Genomic DNA, 18,567 nt, shown 5'->3' on the forward strand with positions numbered 1-18,567 from the left:
TAGCAGACTACTTCGCCCACTCGCCCTTGCGGAACACGGGCACCTTGCTGCCATCGGCCAAAATGCCGTCGATGTCGGTCTCGGCCGAGCCGATCATCCAGTCGATATGGATCAGGCTCTGATTGCCGCCTTGCGCCGCGATCTGCTGCGGCGTGAGCTGGGCGCCGTTGACGAAGCATTTCGAATAGCACTGGCCGAGCGCGATGTGCGAGGCGGCGTTCTCGTCGAACAGCGTGTTGTAGAACAACAACCCGCTCTGCGAGATCGGCGAGGAATGCGGCACCAGCGCCACTTCGCCGAGGCGCCGCGCGCCCTCGTCGGTATCAAGCACCTTGTTCAGCACCTCGGCGCCGCGCGAGGCCTTGGCGTCGACGATCTTGCCGTCCTCGAAGCGCACCGCGATGTTGTCGATCAGCGTGCCCTGATAGGATAGCGGCTTCGAGCTCACGACATGGCCGTAGACGCGGCGGCAATGCGGGGTGGTGAAGACCTCTTCGGTGGGAATATTGGCGTTGCAGCTGATGCCGTTCTTGGAGAGCGAGGCGCCGCCTTCCCATTCGTGGCCGTCGGCAAGTCCGATTGTGAGGTCGGTGCCGGGACCCGAATATTGCAAGGCGCGGAAGCGCTGGCCGTTGAGCCAATTGGTGCGCTCGCGCAGCACCGCGTTGTGGCTCGCCCAATTGCCGATCGCGTCCTCGCGATCGACACGGGATGCGGCGAAAATCGCATCAGCGAGCTTGCCGACCGCGACATCCTCGGGATCATCAGGGAACACCAGCTTCGCCCAGGACGGGCTCGGATAGGCGATGATGTTCCAGTTGGTGTCGAAATTGACGATCTTCTCCAGCGCGGGCTGATAGGCCATGGAATTGGCCTTGCTTGCGCGCGCCACTTTGGAAGGATCCTCGCCCGACAGCAGCATCGGATTGTCGCCGACGATAGCGAGCCGTGCGGTGTTGTCCGAGAACGCCTTGGCCATGCCCTCGTAGAGCCAGCCGACGGCACGATCGAAGCTGTTGTCGCGGCCGTGGCGGTAGCGCGCCAGGGTCATCTCCTCGTCCGACAGGATCGGCGTCACGAGGCCGGCACCGGCCTTGTAGGCATGCACGGCAATCCGCCGCACCAGCGGCAGCGCGATCGCGGGCGCGGTTAGAAGCAGGTCCTGTCCCGGCCGCAAGCCCAGGCCCACCTTCACCGCCACCTCGGCCAGCCGGTCGAGCTTGGCGGGATCGATGGGAGTGGAAGTATTGCGTTGATCAGTCATGCCGGGCCCTCTGCCGAAAGTCTCTCAGTTAATCTAAGTCTAGCATCGCAAGACACAAGTGTGCGAGCGTCTTGCAAGGCAGGAAAGATACGCGGTTTCACGCATTTTGGTTTTCAACGCGTTGCCGATTTCAGCACCCGATCGACCATCGCGGGCGCGAGCCCGAGGTAATTTTTCGGTGAGGTGAGCGCCTCGATTGTGGCGCGATCGATGCAGCTCAATATCCGCGAATCCGCTGACAGCGCATCGGCAAGGCTCATTCCTTTCTCGTTAGCCTGACGGCAGGCGTCATAGACGACGTCATGCGCCTCCTGCCGGCCGATCTGCGGCGCGAGCCCCATCATGACCGCTTCGGCCACAATCAGGCCGCGGCTGATGCCGAGATTATCGTTCATCTTCGCCTCGTCCACGATGAGGCCTGCGAGCGCGAACTTCGCCTGGTGCACCGCGCCGGCGGTCAGCACGAAGCTTTCGGGGATCGCGATCCATTCAGCGTGCCAGGGACCGGTGGCTCGCTCGAAATCCTGCACCATGGCGTCCAGCATCAGGCCAGCGTGCTGGCGCACCGCCTTGGATGCCGCAAGCATCAGTTCCGATGAAATCGGGTTGCGCTTCTGCGGCATGGTCGAGGAGGCGCCGCGCCCCTTGACGAAGGGCTCGTAGACCTCGGCGAACTCGGTCGAGGCCATGATCATGATGTCGAGCGCGATCTTGCCGAGCGAGCCGGTGACGAGGGCGAGGAAGTTCACCGCCTCGGCAAAGCCGTCGCGCGCGACGTGCCATGTCGAGGCGGGAACGCCGAGCTTCAGTTCAGTGCAGAGCGCCTCCTGCACCTCGAATCCCTTGTCGCCAAGCGAGGCCAGCGTGCCGGCAGCGCCGGCGAACTGGCCGACCAGCACGCGCGGCTTCAGCTGCGCCAGCCGCTCGGCGTGGCGATCGAACATCCCAAGCCAGATCGCGGTCTTGTAGCCGAAGGTGACGGGCAGCGCCTGCTGCAGATGAGTTCGACCCGCCATCGCCGTGTCGCGATGGCGCTTCGACAGATCAGCCAAAGTCTTCCGCAACTCGGCGATGTCGCGTTCGACGATCTCGAGCGCGGCGCGCAGTTGCAGCACCACGGCGGTGTCCATGATGTCCTGCGTGGTCGCGCCCCAATGCACGTAGCGGCCGGCCTCGCCGCATTGCTTCACCATCTGATGTACCAAAGGGAGGATCGGATAGCCGACGATGTCGGTCTCCTGCCGCAGCAGATCGAAATCGAGCGCGACAATGTCGGTCCGCGCCGCGATCGCCGCGGCGGCTTCCTGCGGGATCACACCGCACTTCGCCTCCGCCTTCGCCAGCGCCACCTCGACCTCGGCATAGCGCGCGACCGTCGCGAAATCTGAGAACACCCCGCGCATCTCGGGCGTGCCGAAGGCGTCGCGAAACAGCATGGAGTCGAGCACGGTGGTGGAGGCCGGGAAAGCAGGCATGGGCGCTTCTTCGTGGTTAGTGTTTCATGTGGGGGACAGCTTACGTAGCCGGCGCAATTCGGCAAAGGGCATTCACCGTTCGCCGCATCTACCGCGCTAGGACATTATGACGGCAGGTCATGCTGTTACTCCGTCATCGCGAGGTGCGAAGCGTGCGATGCGCAGCAGCGCACGAAGAGCCTCGAAGCATGAGCGGCCGCGATGTAGCGGGGCCGTCCATTCTTCGAGGCCTCCGCTGTGCTCTGGCGCCTCAGGACGACGGTGCTGGATCGGCGAGCATGATTCTCGCCCCGTCGGCGCTCCGCCGAACGCAACATTCCAGCTGCGGTTGTATTCCCCTCCGAAAACGGCATGGCTGCCATCACGTAATCGCGATGAACCAAGCACCCCCCTCGGCAGACACACGATTTTCGGCCCAATTTCATTTTGTCATTTTGCTCATCCGATTTCGTAATGAGGCCTGAGTTTTCAACGTGCAGTTTCTGTTCCGGGACCACCTTCTCGATACCGACCGGCGCGAGCTGAGCCGCGAGCAGGTTCCCATTGCCGTGGAGCCGCAGGTTTTCGACCTCGTCGTCCACCTCATGCAGAACCGCGACCGGGTGGTCAGCAAGGACGAGCTGATCGACAAGATCTGGCACGGGCGCAGTGTCTCCGAATCCACCCTGACCAGTCGGATCAACGCGGCGCGCAAGGCGATCGGCGACGATGGCGCGAGCCAGGCGCTGATCCGCACCATCACCCGCAAGGGTTTTCGCTTCGTCGGCGATGTCCAGACACAACACGGCGCGGTTCCGCCGCACCCGCTCCGCATCGCCCAGCCTCAGGCAGCCTTCGCGTTGCCCGAGCGGCCCGCGATCGCCGTGCTGCCGTTCACCAATATGAGCGGAGAGGCCGAGCAGGATTATTTCTCCGACGGCATCAGCGAGGACATCATCACCGCGCTATCGAAGCTGCGGTGGTTCTTCGTCATCGCGCGCAACTCCTCCTTCGTCTACAAAGGCCGCGCCGTGCACATCCACGAGGTCGCGCGGGAACTCGGGGTGCGCTACGTGGTCGAAGGCAGCGTGCGGCGGAGCGGCGAGCGGGTACGCATCTCGGCACAGCTCAACGACGTTTCGACCGGCAGCCATCTCTGGGCCGAACGCTACGACCGCGAGCTCGCCGACATCTTCGCCGTGCAGGACGAGATCACCGAGGCGATCGTCGCCGCCATCGAGCCACAGCTCTATGCCGCCGAAAGCTTCCGAGCCCAGCAGAAGCCGCCGGGCAGCCTGGATGCATGGGACCTCGTGATGCGCGCGCTGTCGCATTACTGGCGCATCACCCGCGAGGACAACGCCGCCGCGCAAAAGCTGCTGGAAGAAGCCGTCGCGGTCGATCCCGCCTACGGCAAGGCGCTCGGCCTGCTTGCGACCAGCCATATGTTCGGCGCGCATATGGGCTGGGCCGACATGGCCGCGACCGTGCCGATCGCCGAACGTGCGGCGCTCGCGGCGGTGGAGGCCGACCGCGAGGATGCCTGGGCCCATCACGGCCTCGCTTATACCTATCTGTTCCGCCGCCGCTTCGATGACGCGCTGGCCGAATTCGAACTGGCTTTGAGGCTCAATCCAAATTTTGCGATGGCGCATGCCTTCCACGGTGTGACGCTGTGCTATGCGGGACGATGGCAGGACGGCGATGCCGCCGCCCGCCGCGCGCTGCGGCTGAGCCCGCGCGACCCGCTCGCGGCGATCTATTGCGGGGTTGCGGCCTATGCCCGATTCGTCGGTCGCGACTACGAAGGGGCCGTGCAGATGGCACGGGAGTCGATGCGCCAGCGCGGAGATTTCGTCGGCGCGCACCGCGTGCTGACGGCTGCCGCCGGCATGCTCGGCGATCCGGCGCTCTCGGCTGCCGCCCTGGAGGGCCTGCGCCGCGCCCAGCCCGAGGTCTCGCTTGCCTGGATCACGCGCGAGCTGCCGATGCTGCGGGAGGAGGATCGCGCGCATTACCTCCAAGGCTTGCGGCGCGCCGGGCTGAAATAGCCGTGGCGCGATGATGATGGCGGCGTACCCCCCATTGTGCATGGGGAGTGGAATTAAGCTGCGCCAATCCGCAAAGCACGAATCTTGCAAGCGCCCGCGGCATGAATGTCTTCGCGGAGCGCTCTTCAATGTACGACACGATCATCGTGGGTGCCGGCTCGGCCGGCTGCGTGCTGGCCAACCGCTTGTCGGCCGATCCAAGCCGCAAGGTGCTGGTGCTGGAGGCCGGTCGCGCTGCCCCGCCCGCCTCCGACATTCCGTCCGACTGGCCGACGATGTTCAACACCGCGGTCGATTGGGGCTTTCACACCGAGCCACAACCAGGCTGCCGCGGACGGCGCATCTTCTGGCCGCGCGGCAAGATGGTCGGCGGCTCCGGCGCGATGAATGCGATGATTTATATCCGCGGCCTGCCGTCGGATTACGACGGATGGGCGCGGGCGGGCTGCGCAGGCTGGGCCTGGCGCGACGTGCTGCCGAAATTCATCGCCTTCGAGAACAATGCCCGCTTCACCGACGATCCCTTCCACGGCACCAGCGGGCCGCTGCACGTCGCCGATGTGCCTTTCGTCGATCCCAACGAATTGAAATGGCTGGAGGCGGCGCAGGCCGCAGGGCTCGCGCGCAACCCCGATTTCAATGGCGCCGCCCAGGAAGGCGCCGGTTTCTTCCAGTTCGTCATTAGGGACGGCGAGCGTTTCGGCACCGGCAAGGCCTATCTCCGCCCGACGCTGGCGCGTCCCAATCTCGTCCTGAAGACCGGCGTACGCGTTACTCGCATCATCATCGAGCGCGGCCGCGCAATCGGCGTCGCCTATCTCGATAATGGACAACTCAAGAGCGCCTTCGCCACCGGCGAGATCGTGCTCGCCTCCGGCGCCATCGGCTCGGCGCACCAACTCCTGCTGTCAGGCGTAGGCCCGGCCGATGAATTGAAGGCGGTCGGCGTCGACGTCGTCCATGACCTGCCCGGCGTCGGCAGGGATCTCCAGGATCACATCAACATTCCCATCACCTTCTACACGAAGGAGAGGATCGGCGTCGGCGCCTGGACCGACGAAAGTCTCGCGGCGAGCCTCGCAGAATGGCAAGCGCACCGCAGCGGCCCGCGCACCTCGCCCTGGGTCGCCGCCGGCGCCCATGTGCGCAGCCGCCCCGATGTCGAGCCCGATCTCCAGCTCTATGGCGCGATCAGCCCGCACCGCGACTATGTCCGCTTCCTATCGTCCAAGCCGGGCATCACCCTGCATGCGACCTTGCAGCGGCCAAGGAGCCGCGGCCGGATCACGCTGCGATCGGCCGATCCGATCGAGGATCCCGCGATCGACCCCGGCTATTTCGCGTCGGACTCGAGTGGCAGCGACCTCGCGACCATGATCGAAGGCGTACGCATCAACCGTCGCATCGCCGCGCAATCACCGCTCAAGGAGATGATCGAAAGCGAGGTCACGCCAAGCGCGGAAGCGACAAGCGACACCGAGATCGCCGACTATATCCGCGGCCATTGCACGACGCTCTATCATGCCGCCTCGACCTGCCGGATGGGCACGGACGACCTGGCCGTCGTCGATCCCAAACGATTGCAGGTGCGCGGCATCGACGGCCTGCACGTCGCCGATGCCTCGGTGATCCCGATCATGATCTCAGGCAATATCCAGACGCCGACGATTCTGATTGCCGAATGCGCAGCGGCGGCGATCCTGGGCTAGGCGCTAATCGTCGTCAGGCTCGAACAGCCTGATCTGGGGGAAGCCGCCGCGCGGCCGGCTCACGAAATCGCGCGCATCGGAATCTTCGCGGATGTTGCGCGCGACGTCGTCCCAATCGGTGCGGTCGCGCATGCCGCGCGGCTCGCGGAATTCATAGTGCCGGCGCTCGGCCCAGCGCTCGCGACGCTCGGCCCGGCGCCGTTCGGACGCGGCGCGCTTCACGTCGGAATCCCTGGCCTTGGCATAGGCGTTATTCGGCGAGGATGACGGCTCGGTGGAGGCCTGCTGCTCGGCAGGCTTCTTGGGCGGCTCAACTGCAGCGGCTTGCGAGGGCCGCGGCGCCGGCGGCCCAGCATTCGCCTGCGTGGTTTGCGCATCAGGCTTTGCGGCTTCAGGCTTAGCTTCGGCCTGCGCGGGTGCCGCGATCATCGCGCCAAAGGCTTGCGAGCCGGTGAGATAGTTCACGCGCTCGGACGGCGCGTTCGTAGCTGCCGGCGCGGGAGCCTCCGTGTGCTGCGCCACCTTGCTGGTGTCCGGACCCTGTTTGGGAGCGACCGGATTCATGATGTTGCCGACCACGATACCGCCGCCGAGACCGATGGCGATGGCCGCGATGATGGTTCCGGCACCAACAAAATAGGCTGTCGAGGCGCGCATTCATCCACTCCCTGTTTTGGAGCGAGCAACGCGTGGGGATTGCCAGATGTTCCTGATAGCCGCGGCTCCTCAAAGAGGAACCGCGCACATCAGATCTGCTGCGCGACCTTCTCGAGCCCGATGAGGCGAGCGAGCTTGCGCACTTCTTCCTTCTGATCATCGCGCAGTTGGAACAGCAGCGGCATCGCGGCCGATTTCAACTGCTGCACCTCCTCGCAGTTCGGATCGATCTGCGCGCTGGGCGGCGCGTTCGGATTCGACAGCTTGTTCGCCTGGATCTTGCGGGCGACGTTGCGCAGCGCGGTCTCAACCGAGGGCCAGTAATATTCCTGAGACGACGACAGTTTCAGGCGATCCCTGATGCCCGCGATCTGCACGTCGGACAGCAGCGAATAGGACTTCTGCGGCTGCGGCTTGGCGACGACCTTCGGCTTGGCCGGAACTTCGACGGTTGGAACCTCGGTTGCGGCAGGCGCCTCGTGCGCGCTTGCTTTCGGCATCGGGAAATCGGAGGGCGTGGCGGCGGCGAAGGCCTGGCGCAGCGGCTCGCTCAGCATGGGAGCCTGGGCGGGCTTGTCGGCGGCGATCTGGACCGGCTCGATCGCAGCCGAGGCCAGAGCAAGCGTCGGGACCAGACGGTCGGCCTTGGCGGCGCGGTTGGTTGCAAGCGGCTTGGGCGGGGGCGTCTGGGCGATCATCTCGGCGCTGACGCTGGGCACGCTGTCGCGGCCGAGAATTGCGGTGGTGGCGGCGCCGAGGACGAGGAAACAGGTCAGCGCGACGATGGTGATGGCTTTGGACAAACGTCTCTCCGCGTCCGACTTCAAGTCCACGTGATCACTGCCCGGAAACTGGGCGATAATTAAGGCTTAACCGTGCCATTGCGGCGGCAATCGCGCGGACTACGGCGACATCGCCCGGAAACCCCAAGCAGATCAGGCAGCTGCCGCCAGATCATAGGCGTCCTGGATGTCGGCCACGATCTCCGAGGCCTCCCAGACCGCGCGCGGCTCGACCGATTGCAGCGTCACCGTCCAATTGCCGCCGCGGCGGGTGCGGGGGACGCTAACGATGTCGAAGCGCACATTGCGGCACAGTGGATGGCGGGCGAGGGCATGGGCTACGCGGATGCGGATCTCGTCCAGCGTCGCGGCTCTCTTGCCGTTGAGATAATTGAAGTCCATCGCCTGTCCCTCTCGGTCCTGATTGGCGGCCGTGAAGGGGATTCTTGGCGGGCGATGGTTAATCTGCCGTTAAATGAGCGGAGCGGAAGAATGCGGGATTAACCGTGATGGAGGGCTCTCCCCGAAACCAAGGTGGCAGTTGGACTCGCGCAGGCTCCCCCTCACCCGCCCCGCTCGGACGATGCTTCGCATCGCTCGGCGCGCATCGGCCTCTCCCCGCAGGCGGGGAGAGGCGAACAGCCTACCGCCCACCCGCCTGACGATATTCGGCGACTGTTCGCGCGACGAGATCATCGACCGCGAGCACGTCGGTCACTCCCGATGCCGAGTGGCCGGCGCTCCAGATGTCGCGCCAGCGCTTTGGCCGGTTCTCGCGCGCGGCGACGTCGATATCCTCAGCGATGTCGATCGCGCCGCGCGCCGGCAGCTCGTCTGGATCAAGCCCGGCAGCGATGATCGACGGCCTCAACATGCTGGTCTGCAGTCCCGTGAACGCGGTGGTGAGCAGGATGTCGTCCGCGCTGCTTTCGACCAGCATCCGCTTGTAGCGATCATCCGCCATGCTCTCCCGCGTCGCAATGAACTTCGTGCCCATGTAGGCGAGATCGCAGCCAAGCACTTCCGCGGCCTGCAACGCGCGGCCGTCGCTGATGCCGCCCGCCAGCACGATAATGCCGTCATAGAATGCACGCACCGCGCGGACGAAGGCGAACGGGTTGAGCCAGCCCGTCTGCCCGCCCGCACCCGCCGTGAGCAGCACCAGCCCGTCCGCGCCTGCTTCCGCCGCGCGCTCGGCGTGGCGGATCGAAGCGACATCCGCCAGCACCAGTGTGCCGGCGTCATGTAGCGGCTTCAGCACCGGCGCTGGCGAGCCGACGGACGTGATGACGACCTCCGGCCCGTGCCGCAGCAGCACGGCGAGATCCTGCTCGAGCCGTGCATTGGAGCGGTGCACGATCAGGTTCGGGCAGAGCGGCGCTGCCTTGCGGCCGGTTTGGTCTTCGTGCCGCCGCAGCCGCGTCTCGATCTCGGTGAGCCATTGATCGAGTTGTTCCGCGCCACGGCAATTCGCGGTGGGAAAGCTGCCGATCACCCCATTGCAGCAGGCTGCGACCATGAGCTCGACGCCCGACACCAGAAACATCGGCGCCGCGATCAGCGGCAGCGCAAGACGATCGCCGAAGCGTTGCAGTCGATCCGATGGCATGCATGCCTCCCTCTCGCGGGCTTTGTCGTTTCCTCCCGCGGTCTCTGTGCTAGCGTCGTCAGCAACATTGGCACGCCAGAAGCCGATGACAAAGCAACGAGGAAACACATGTCTGATCCGCTCCACGCATCATCTCCGGCTTGTGCGCAGACGCTGCGGGCGCTGTCGCGCTATCCCGATCGCACCGCTTTCGCCTGGCCTGAGGGATCGCTGAGCTATCAGGGCACCATCAACGTGATCGGGCGCATCCAGGGCGTGTTCATGCGGCTTGGATTAGAGCCCGGCGCGCGCGTCGCCTTCCTCACCGCGAACCGCGCCGATACCTGGTGCGCCGGCGTCGCCGCGCAACTGGCGCGGCTCTGCATCACCTGGCTGCATCCACTGGGATCGCTGGACGACCAGCTGTTCCAGCTCGAAGATTCCGAGGCCGAGATGCTGGTGGTGGATGCGGCCGCCTTCCGCGACCGCGGCGGCGAGCTCGCTGTGAGGGCGGACCGGCTGAAGGCGGTCTTCACCATGGGACCCGCCGATTATGGCGTCGACCTGTTGCAGGCGATCGAGACCGGAGGCCGTTTCAGCGCGCGATGCCTCGCCGGCCCTGACGACCTCTCCACGCTGAACTACACCGGTGGCACGACCGGCAAATCCAAGGGCGCACTGCGCTACCACCGCGAAAATGCCGGAGCCGCCGCCGCGATCCTCGCCGACTTCGAAATCCCGGAGGGGGCGCGCTATCTGACGGTCGCCCCGATCAGCCATGTCGCCGGCACAAAGGTGCTGCCGACCCTGATGCGCGGCGGCACCGTGCACATGCTGAAAGGTTTCGATCCCGAAGCCGTGCTGGCAACGATCGCGCGCGAGCGCATCAACTTCACGCTGCTCGTGCCGACCATGATCTATGTGCTGCTCGATCATCCCGCGCTGGGCAGGACCGATCTGTCCTCGCTCGAGCTCGTGCTCTATGGCGCCTCCGCGATGTCGCCGAGCCGGCTCGTCGAAGGCATCGAACGCATCGGCCCGGTGTTCTCGCAGCTCTACGGCCAGACCGAATGCTATCCGATCTCGGTGCTGCGCAAGTCTGATCACGACCCCAAGAACCCGGAGCTGTTCCTGTCCTGCGGCTTCCCGATCGCGGCGTGTGAGGTCAAGATCCTCGACGATAACGACCAGGAAGTGAAGACGGGCGAGGCCGGCGAGATCTGCGTGCGCGCCCCACATGTGATGGCGGAGTACTGGAAGCGGCCGGAGATCACCGCCGAGACACTGAAGAACGGCTGGGTCCACACCGGCGACATCGCGCGCAAGGACGAGCGCGGCTACATGTCCATCCTCGACCGCAAGAAGGACATGATCGTCTCCGGCGGCTTCAACATCTTCCCGCGCGAGGTCGAGGACGTGCTGTCGCAGCACGCCGACGTCGCAATGGTCGCGGTCGTCGGTATCCCCGACGAGAAATGGGGCGAAGCCGTTACTGCCATCATCGTGCCGCGTGACGGCGCAAGGCCCGATCCGAACGAGCTGATTAATCTCGTGAAGACGCGAAAGGGCTCGGCGCATGCGCCGAAACAGATCCAGTTCGTCAAGCAGCTGCCCATGACCGGCGTCGGCAAGGTCGACAAGAAGGTGCTGCGCGCGGGCTTCTGGAGCGGGCGGGACCGGATGGTGGGGTAAAAACCCCGGGATCTTACGGTGTCGTTGTGGCCCCGGCACCACAGCGGGCAACGGAGTGCGCGTCGGCCATACCCGCCCAATTGCCGGCGAATCAGGGAATCAAATAGACCGCAGATGGGGCTGGGAAGCGGAGTAAGATATGAGAGTCGCTTCCCTGGAAAGTGCAGTCGCCGCGGTTACGTTGATCACGGCTATCATCGTGGTGCTGTGGGAGATCAAGATCTTCTACGGTCTGTGAACTGGCAGGATGGCAAGCATCCCTTCCGCGGCGGCGGAAGTCTGCCGTTCAAGCGCGCGGTGTACGCTAGCACCTCACCGCTTCTCGATCACCAGGCTCTGCACCGCGCGGCCGAAATAGCCGTGCCGGTCGGCCAGCCGCGACATCGCAAGGCCCGCGCCGTCAGGGCCGATCCAGGAGTCACCGTCGAGCAAAATCCACTCGCCGACCGGCTGGCGCGTGAAGCTCACGGTGAGATCGGCGTTGATGTAGGTCCAGGCGCGGAAGTCGAGCGTCGAGGCGGTACCGTTGGAGAAGTCGGCGGCGACCACGGCGCGCATCGCCTGCGAGACCGCTTCGCCTGCGATCAGGGGATGGTCGACGCGAAACCAGATCGCGCCGGCACCGGCTTGGCCGAAGCGGCCGCGCGCGGCGCGCATCGAGACCGATCGCACGAAGGGACTGGTCGCGGCATGACCGTCCTCCACAAGCGAATCCTCCGGAGACGGCAGCGTGACCGGCACCTCCTTGATCTCGTCCGGCAGCGCCTGCGCCTGTCGCCTGATCTTGAGGACGGTGGCGCCGACCACCTGCACGCCGTCCGCGAGCAGCTTGATCTCGCAGAGCTGGATCTTGCGGCCCTCGCGCAGGACCTCAGTGCCAATCGTGAGCGGCGCGACCGGCACCGGGCGCATCAGATCGATGGTGACGCGCGCGATGTCCATCGCGACTGGCGTCGGGATGCGTTCGGCCGCCCACGTCACCAGCGAGGCCGGTGCCGAGCCGTGCTGCATGCGCCGGTCCCAGGGACCGGCCGCATCCGGACTGGTGACGACGCTGTTGCCGTCGACGCGGTAGATGGGGGACATTTGGTACTCACTCTCACGGCGCGTTCCCCGGACGCTGCGCAGCGCGTAGGCGGTGCGCTGCTGAGCCGGGGTCCAGTCGTTGGGCGATGGGTCCCGGCTCGGCGGCGCGGCACTTCGCGCCGCACCGCGTCCGGGACACGAGCTCTACAACGGCGGATCGATCGCTTCGTCGTACTCCTTCTTGAGGCGCGCGATCAGCTCGGCTGCCGGCACCACCTTGTCGATGCTGCCGATGCCCTGGCCGCTTCCCCAGATCTCCTTCCAGGCCTTCGGCTTGGCGCGCTCGCCGGAAGCGTCGGTGCCGAAATTCATCTTGGAGGGATCGGACGTCGGCAGATTTTCCGGATCCATGCCGGCGGCGAGGATCGAGGGCTTCAGATAGTTGCCGTGCACGCCAGTGAAGAGGTTGGAATAGACGATATCGTCAGCCGACGATCCCGCGATCATCTCCTTGTACTTCTCAACCGCATTGGCCTCCTTGGTCGCGATGAAGGCCGAGCCGATATAGGCGAAGTCGGCGCCGAGGATGCGCGCGGCGCGGATCGCCTTGCCGTTGCCGATCGCCCCCGACAGCGCGATCGGGCCATCGAACCATTTTCGCGTTTCGGCAATGAAAGCCAGCGGCGAGATGGTGCCGGCATGGCCGCCTGCACCGGCTGCGACCAGGATCAGGCCGTCGGCGCCTTTCTCGATCGCCTTGTGCGCGAATTTCTGGTTGATCACATCGTGGAAGACGATGCCGCCCCAGCCGTGCACGGCCTGGTTCAGCTCTTCGCGCGCGCCGAGCGAAGAGATGATCATCGGCACCTTGTATTTGGCGCAGAGCTGCATGTCGTGGTCGAGGCGGTTGTTCGACTTGTGCACGATCTGGTTGACGGCGAAAGGCGCCGACGGCTTGTCGGGATGCGCGCGGTCATAGGCCGCGAGCTCTTCGGTGATCCGCGCCAGCCATTCGTCGAGCAATTCCGGCGGCCGCGCATTCAGCGCCGGAAACGAGCCGACCACACCCGCCTTGCACTGCGCGATCACGAGATCGGGCACCGAGATGATGAAGAGCGGCGAGCCGATCACGGGGATCGACAGGCGCCCTTTGAACAAGGCAGGCATGGACATTGCGGAACGATCCTCTGTTGACGCTCAAATCGAAGGTTGGCCGTCATACCAACAAGGCAATCTTTCCACTGTCAAGTATTGCGTTTTGGCGCCGCGGCGGATGCGGCTACCGCAATTCCAAGCGGCGGAATTCGCTCCTCACCTCTCCCTAGGAATTCGGGTGAGGGGATCAAGTCCCACGAGGAAGCGTACCCCCTCACCCGGCGCTTCGCGCCAACCTCTCCCCATGGGAGAGGTGTGGCACCTGCGCGTGTCGGTAGATCACCCGACCAAATCCGGATTGATCAGCCGCTCGAACGAGAACATCTCGTCCCACTTCTCCTGAGTCAGCAATTTCCGCTCGACCACGACGATCTGGTGCAGCGACTTGCCACTCTTGTAGCCCTCGCGGGCGATCTCGGCGCATTGCTTGTAGCCGAGCAGCGGCTTCAGAACGGTGACGATGCCGAGCGAGTTCAGCACCATGTTGCGGGTGTGCTCCTCGTTGGCGGTGATGCCGACAACGCAATTCTCGCGTAGGCTGTTGACCGCGCGCTCCATGGTGCGGATCGAGAAGAACAGCGCGAACGAGATCACCGGCTCCATCACGTTGAGCTGGAGCTGGCCCGCTGAGGCCGCCAAAGTCACCGTGGTGTCGAGGCCGATGACCAGGAAGCTGGTCTGGTTGACCACCTCCGGGATCACCGGATTGACCTTGCCGGGCATGATCGAGGAGCCCGGCTGCAGCTGCGGCAGGTTGATCTCGTTGAGGCCGGCGCGCGGGCCCGAGGCGAGCAGGCGGATGTCGTTGCAGATCTTTGTCAGCTTGCTCGCCGTGCGCTTGAGGACGCCGGAGAGCTGCACATAGGCGCCGGTGTCGGAGGTCGCTTCGACGAGATCGCTGGCGAGCACGAATTCGACGCCGGTGAGCGCGCTGAGGTGCCGAACGGCGAGCTTGGGATAGCCGACCGCGGCCGTGACGGAAGTGCCGATCGCGGTGGCACCGAGATTGATCTCGCGCAGCAGCGCGCGCGCTTCCGAGATGCGATCGACCTCCTCGCCGATCGTGGTGCCCCAGCCGCGGAACTCGGCCCCCAGCGACATCGGTACCGCGTCCTGCAGATGGGTGCGGCCCATCTTCAGCACGCGGTCGAACTCGCGCCCCTTGGCGAAGAAGGCCTCCTGGAGCTGGCGCAGCGCCGTCATGTAGCTCTCGAGCCGCAGGATCAGTGCCAGCCGAAAGGCGGTCGGATAGGTGTCGTTGGTCGACTGGCCGTAATTGACGTGATCGTTGGGGCTGACGTGCTGGTAGTCGCCCTTGGTGAAGCCGAGCGATTCCAGCGCGAGGTTGGCGATTACCTCGTTGGCGTTCATGTTGGTCGAGGTGCCGGCACCGCCCTGGATGAAGTCGGTGACGAACTGATCCATCATGTCGCCGGCGATGACGCGGTCGCAGCCGACGATGATGGCATCCGCGACCTTGGCGTCGAGCGCGCCGAGATCACGATTGGCCATGGCGGCGGCCTTCTTGACGTAGCCAAGCGCCTTCACGAAGTAAGGCTCCTGGCTCATCGGAATGCCGGTGATGTGGAAGTTCTCCTTACCCCGGATGGTCTGGACGCCGTAGTAGATGTCGTCGGCGATCTCACGCTGTCCGAGGAAGTCCTGCTCCGTCCGGCTCATGGGCGCTCCTTGTTGCTTGCGCGCTGGGCCATCGCGTCAATTCTGGCACAGCGCGCTGGTCACGAAAGTATCGGTGCGGCAGTCATCCGGTTTACGTTGCCTGCCCGGGATGAGAACCTTGGCCGAGCATTTCTCGGCGGAGTCGGCGTTGAGGCTCTTGCCTTCCTTGTAACCCTTGCCCTGGCAGAGCTGGTCGGCGGCCTGCTTGCAGTCGGGCGCGCCGTTGGACGAGACCGGGCAGACCACGCGTCCCGACACCATGGTCGATGGCTTGGCCAGCCGCGACAGGTCGTTCATGGTCTCGCTCGGACTTTTGATCGGCGGCAGAATCGCGGGCAGCTTGTCGAACAGCTTGCCCATTTCATTGATCAGCCCGGGATTTTCCTCGTGCGCCGGCGGCGCCGATGGAGCGGGTGTCGATGGCGGTGACGCGGCCTGCACTCCCTGCTCCTGGAGGCCGAGCGCCGGCGGGGCGGATTGTGTCCACCCCGTCTCGCCGCCACCGAGCAGAAGCAACACCGCTGCTGACATCAGCGTCCCGAACCACATGGCCGGCTTGCCGGATCGAACCATCATGGCGGCAACCGTAGCCGAAGCCGGCGCGGCGGCAAAGCCGCTGGCGCTAGATCAGCTTGACGGCAACCACGAAGCCGAGCACCAGCACCGCGGTGCCGATCGCGACCCACAGGCCGAGATGCTTCTCGATCCGGACCCGGATCCAGTCGCCATAGCGGTTGAGCAGGATCGCCACGACGAAGAAGCGTCCGCCGCGCGCGACGATCGAGCACAGGATGAACAGGACGATGTTGTAGCCGGCAAAACCCGAGGTGATCGTGACGAGCTTGTAGGGGATCGGCGTCAGCCCCTTGAGCAGGATGATGATCGCACCCCATTCCGCATAGGAGGCGCGGAAGGCGTCGACCTTGTCGCCGAGGCCGTAGACCTGGATCAGCCATTGGCCGACCGAGTCGAACAGCAGCGCGCCGATGGCGTAGCCGACGACGCCCCCGACCACCGAGGTGATGGTACAGACCATTGCATAGACCCAGGCGCGCTGCGGGCGCGCCAGCGACATCGGGATCAGCATCACATCCGGCGGGACCGGAAAGAACGAGCTTTCTGCAAAAGCCACTGCTCCCATGATCCAGAGCGCATAGGGCTTGTGGGCGGCGTCGATGCACCAGTCGTAGATACGTTTCAGCATGGCGCCGCGATGAAGCACCATGGGACGGATTTGTCCATGCCGAGATTGAGGCGAATTATGACGTTTCTAGTGGCGCTTGCGTCCGGCGCGGCCTTCGAGCGCGACAATTGGCCGCCGAGAGGCCATGCGCGGTGACGCGACTTTGGGCAGCTTCATCGGCGACTTCGGCAGCTTCTCGGCAATACCGAGCAAGTCTTCCCGCCGCGTCATTTCCCGCCAGACGTCCTCCGGACGTACTCCGGCCGAAGCCCACAGCACGGTGAGATTGTAGAGCAGGTCGGCGCTTTCACGGATCACGGCCTCGCTATCGCCATTGACCGCATCGATGACGACTTCGATGGCCTCTTCGGCCAGCTTCTTCGCCATTTTGGAGGGCCCACGTTGAAACAGCCGGGCCGTGCGCGATGTTGCCGGATCAAGATCCCTGGCCGCGAGCACAGCCAGATATAGCCGCTCAAGCGAATCACTCATGGTACTCCAAACTACTCTAAACAAATGGCGGGCGTGTTAACGCGCGACAATAAAAGCAGAAAACAGGCCGGCGCGGCAAGCACGACGGCCTGTCTTGGTCAACCTTCGGGCGCCCGAGCTAGTAGCAGTTCTGATAATAGCCTTGGCCGCAGAACTCGGACGGAGCCGTACCGCCATAGCGATGATACGGGAAGTTCGGGCCTGGACCATAATACGGCCCATAGGCAGGGGCGCTGTAATAGACGGGACCGCCGTAATAGCCATAGCCTGGACCGTAGTCATAGGCGTAGGCGTCACGGCTTGCGGCGATGGCAAGACCGGTGCCGATGGCGGCGAAAGCCGCGGCAGCAGCCGCCCCTCCGCCACCATGCCAGTGGCGGCCGCCCGCATATGAAGCGGTCGGGGCGATTGTGGTCAGCGCCAGCACCGCGGCGGTGGCAAGAACGGCCTTTCGGCCCGCAAACTTGGAGAATCGCTCGAACATGTCTTGGGCCCTCCTTTGGGACCTGGAATGGACGCCTGCGGACAGGCTCATGCCTCTCAAACCCGCAGTACCTAAGTTGGGTTCCCCAACCCCAACACAAGCTGAACGGGGTTGCGCAATCGTGACGCAACCGCGCTCATCCGCCGTTCATGTTGGCGCGCGCACGCTCGCCGAGGGCCGGCGCTGCAAGCGTCACGAAACCATAACAATGCGGGACCGGCGCAATCGATGTCAGGATTCAAGACGATCGCCCTTCACGGCCTGCTGGCCCTTGCAATCTCGTTCGCAGCATTGACTGCGCGCGAGGCCACAGGGGCCGAGAGCGGCGTCCCCTCCACAGCGATCCACTTCACCTTCGACCGTCCCATTGATGCGAGTATGGCGCCGTTCTTCCTTGCGGCGAAAGACGGCAGCTTCGGCGCCGAACGTCTCAACGTGTCCTTCAACAGTGCGAGCGGATCGCCGGAGGCGCTCGCACGCGTCGCCAAGGGCGACAGCGAGCTTGCGCTCGTCGACATCAACGAGCTGATCCGCTTTCGTGACAAGGACGACGCGGCGCCGGTCAAGGCGGTGTTCGTGCTGTTCAACCGCGCTCCCTATGCGATCGTCGCGCGCAGGAGCCGCGGCATCCACCTCCTGCCCGATCTCGACGGCAAGACCGTCGGCGTTGCCGACAGTGATCTGTCGATGCGGCTGTGGCCGGCGCTGGCGCAGCAGAACGGCATCAAGGCATCACGCGTCAAATTCCACAAGATCGGCGCGGCGGTACGCGAGCCGATCCTGTCCGCGGGCCAAGTCGATGCGGTCGCCGGCTTCAGCTTTCTCTCGGCGGTGAATCTGCGCGACCGCGGCGTGCCCGGAGCCGATCTCGTCGTGCTGCGCTATGCGGACTATGGCTGCGAAGCCTATGGCTTTGCCGTGGTGGTCAATCCGGCCTTCGCCGCAGCAAAGCCGGACGCCGTGAAGGGCTTCCTTCGCGCCTTGATCGCGGGCATCAACGCCACCGTCAGGGAGCCGGGGCGTGCGGCGGAGGAGGCGGCGAGCCGCATCGACGACGGCGACCGCAACCTGGAGCTGGAGCGCCTGCACACCGTCCTCGCCGACAACATCCTGACCGATGAGGTCAAGCGCAACGGCCTCGGCGGCGTCGAGCCGGCGCGCCTGGAGCGCTCGATCGACCAGATCGCGCAGGACTTCAAATTCCGCAAGCGGCCCATGGCTCGCGACGTCTTCGACGACCAGTTCCTGCCGGCCGTGGCGGAGCGGCTGATCAACTGAGCAAAACTGGCAGCTTCCGCTGTATCTACAGCACAATTCCTGCTTAGAATACGGGCTCCGTTATCCGCTCAA

General features: G+C 64.9%; 17 protein-coding genes. 4 read left to right on the plus strand and 13 right to left on the minus strand.

Annotated features, from left to right (window positions below):
• Window positions 1–7 precede the first annotated feature (7 nt).
• Together P6U29_RS38400 and P6U29_RS38405 are read right to left on the minus strand one after the other, a co-directional pair.
• Window positions 8–1,264 (minus strand): aminopeptidase, encoded by a 1,257-nt coding sequence (locus P6U29_RS38400; protein ID WP_407115295.1) that lies wholly within the window; start codon window positions 1,262–1,264, stop codon window positions 8–10.
• A 113-nt stretch (window positions 1,265–1,377) separates the two neighbouring features.
• The gene (locus tag P6U29_RS38405; RefSeq protein WP_407115296.1) at window positions 1,378–2,739 is read right to left on the minus strand and encodes an adenylosuccinate lyase family protein; all 1,362 of its coding nucleotides are present in this window, start codon (window positions 2,737–2,739) and stop codon (window positions 1,378–1,380) included.
• Window positions 2,740–3,212: 473 nt separating this feature from the next.
• Here P6U29_RS38405 and P6U29_RS38410 point away from each other — a divergent pair, with 473 nt between their 5' ends.
• Together P6U29_RS38410 and P6U29_RS38415 are read left to right on the plus strand one after the other, a co-directional pair.
• On the plus strand, window positions 3,213–4,769 hold the full coding sequence (locus tag P6U29_RS38410) for a winged helix-turn-helix domain-containing tetratricopeptide repeat protein (protein WP_407115297.1): 1,557 nt from the start codon (window positions 3,213–3,215) through the stop codon (window positions 4,767–4,769).
• 128 nt (window positions 4,770–4,897) lie between these two features.
• Window positions 4,898–6,478, plus strand: coding sequence for a GMC family oxidoreductase (locus P6U29_RS38415; protein WP_407115298.1), 1,581 nt, complete (start codon window positions 4,898–4,900; stop codon window positions 6,476–6,478).
• 3 nt (window positions 6,479–6,481) lie between these two features.
• Here the strand turns inward: P6U29_RS38415 and P6U29_RS38420 are convergent, their stop codons facing one another.
• The 4 genes from P6U29_RS38420 to P6U29_RS38435 all read right to left on the minus strand — a co-directional run bounded on the left by P6U29_RS38420 (window position 6,482) and on the right by P6U29_RS38435 (window position 9,526).
• The gene (locus P6U29_RS38420; RefSeq protein ID WP_407115299.1) at window positions 6,482–7,135 is read right to left on the minus strand and encodes a hypothetical protein; all 654 of its coding nucleotides are present in this window, start codon (window positions 7,133–7,135) and stop codon (window positions 6,482–6,484) included.
• An 89-nt stretch (window positions 7,136–7,224) separates the two neighbouring features.
• Window positions 7,225–7,938 carry a hypothetical protein gene (locus tag P6U29_RS38425; protein ID WP_407115300.1) on the minus strand — a complete coding sequence of 238 codons (714 nt, stop codon included), beginning with the start codon at window positions 7,936–7,938 and terminating at the stop codon, window positions 7,225–7,227.
• A gap of 132 nt (window positions 7,939–8,070) precedes the next feature.
• Window positions 8,071–8,319, minus strand: a complete 249-nt coding sequence (locus P6U29_RS38430; RefSeq protein WP_407115301.1) for a hypothetical protein — start codon at window positions 8,317–8,319, stop codon at window positions 8,071–8,073.
• 241 nt (window positions 8,320–8,560) lie between these two features.
• Window positions 8,561–9,526: an NAD(P)H-dependent flavin oxidoreductase gene (locus P6U29_RS38435; RefSeq protein ID WP_407115302.1), complete on the minus strand. Its 966-nt coding sequence runs from the start codon at window positions 9,524–9,526 to the stop codon at window positions 8,561–8,563.
• 108 nt (window positions 9,527–9,634) lie between these two features.
• On the opposite strand from P6U29_RS38435, the gene P6U29_RS38440 reads away from it, so the two are divergent.
• Complete coding sequence (locus P6U29_RS38440; protein WP_407115303.1) at window positions 9,635–11,197, plus strand: AMP-binding protein; 1,563 nt, start codon at window positions 9,635–9,637, stop codon at window positions 11,195–11,197.
• 312 nt (window positions 11,198–11,509) lie between these two features.
• Here the strand turns inward: P6U29_RS38440 and P6U29_RS38445 are convergent, their stop codons facing one another.
• The 7 genes from P6U29_RS38445 to P6U29_RS38475 form a co-directional block, all read right to left on the minus strand.
• Window positions 11,510–12,283 carry a thioesterase family protein gene (locus tag P6U29_RS38445; protein ID WP_407115304.1) on the minus strand — a complete coding sequence of 258 codons (774 nt, stop codon included), beginning with the start codon at window positions 12,281–12,283 and terminating at the stop codon, window positions 11,510–11,512.
• Between the two features lie 144 nt (window positions 12,284–12,427).
• Window positions 12,428–13,396, minus strand: coding sequence for an NAD(P)H-dependent flavin oxidoreductase (locus P6U29_RS38450; RefSeq protein WP_407115305.1), 969 nt, complete (start codon window positions 13,394–13,396; stop codon window positions 12,428–12,430).
• 261 nt (window positions 13,397–13,657) lie between these two features.
• Window positions 13,658–15,058, minus strand: coding sequence for an aspartate ammonia-lyase (locus P6U29_RS38455; protein ID WP_407115306.1), 1,401 nt, complete (start codon window positions 15,056–15,058; stop codon window positions 13,658–13,660).
• 36 nt (window positions 15,059–15,094) lie between these two features.
• Window positions 15,095–15,634: a hypothetical protein gene (locus tag P6U29_RS38460; RefSeq protein ID WP_407115307.1), complete on the minus strand. Its 540-nt coding sequence runs from the start codon at window positions 15,632–15,634 to the stop codon at window positions 15,095–15,097.
• Window positions 15,635–15,680: 46 nt separating this feature from the next.
• Entirely contained in the window at window positions 15,681–16,283 is a 603-nt protein-coding gene (locus P6U29_RS38465; protein WP_407115308.1) for a YqaA family protein, read from the minus strand.
• 45 nt (window positions 16,284–16,328) lie between these two features.
• Complete coding sequence (gene hisE / locus P6U29_RS38470; RefSeq protein ID WP_129142772.1) at window positions 16,329–16,733, minus strand: phosphoribosyl-ATP diphosphatase; 405 nt, start codon at window positions 16,731–16,733, stop codon at window positions 16,329–16,331.
• Window positions 16,734–16,851: 118 nt separating this feature from the next.
• Window positions 16,852–17,217 carry a hypothetical protein gene (locus P6U29_RS38475; RefSeq protein ID WP_407115309.1) on the minus strand — a complete coding sequence of 122 codons (366 nt, stop codon included), beginning with the start codon at window positions 17,215–17,217 and terminating at the stop codon, window positions 16,852–16,854.
• Between the two features lie 228 nt (window positions 17,218–17,445).
• Between P6U29_RS38475 and P6U29_RS38480 the strand changes: the two genes are divergently transcribed.
• The gene (locus tag P6U29_RS38480) at window positions 17,446–18,495 is read left to right on the plus strand and encodes an ABC transporter substrate-binding protein (protein WP_407115310.1); all 1,050 of its coding nucleotides are present in this window, start codon (window positions 17,446–17,448) and stop codon (window positions 18,493–18,495) included.
• Window positions 18,496–18,567: the final 72 nt, after the last annotated feature.

The sequence above is a fragment of the Bradyrhizobium sp. LMG 9283 genome (assembly GCF_045571415.1).
Lineage (GTDB): Bacteria > Pseudomonadota > Alphaproteobacteria > Rhizobiales > Xanthobacteraceae > Bradyrhizobium.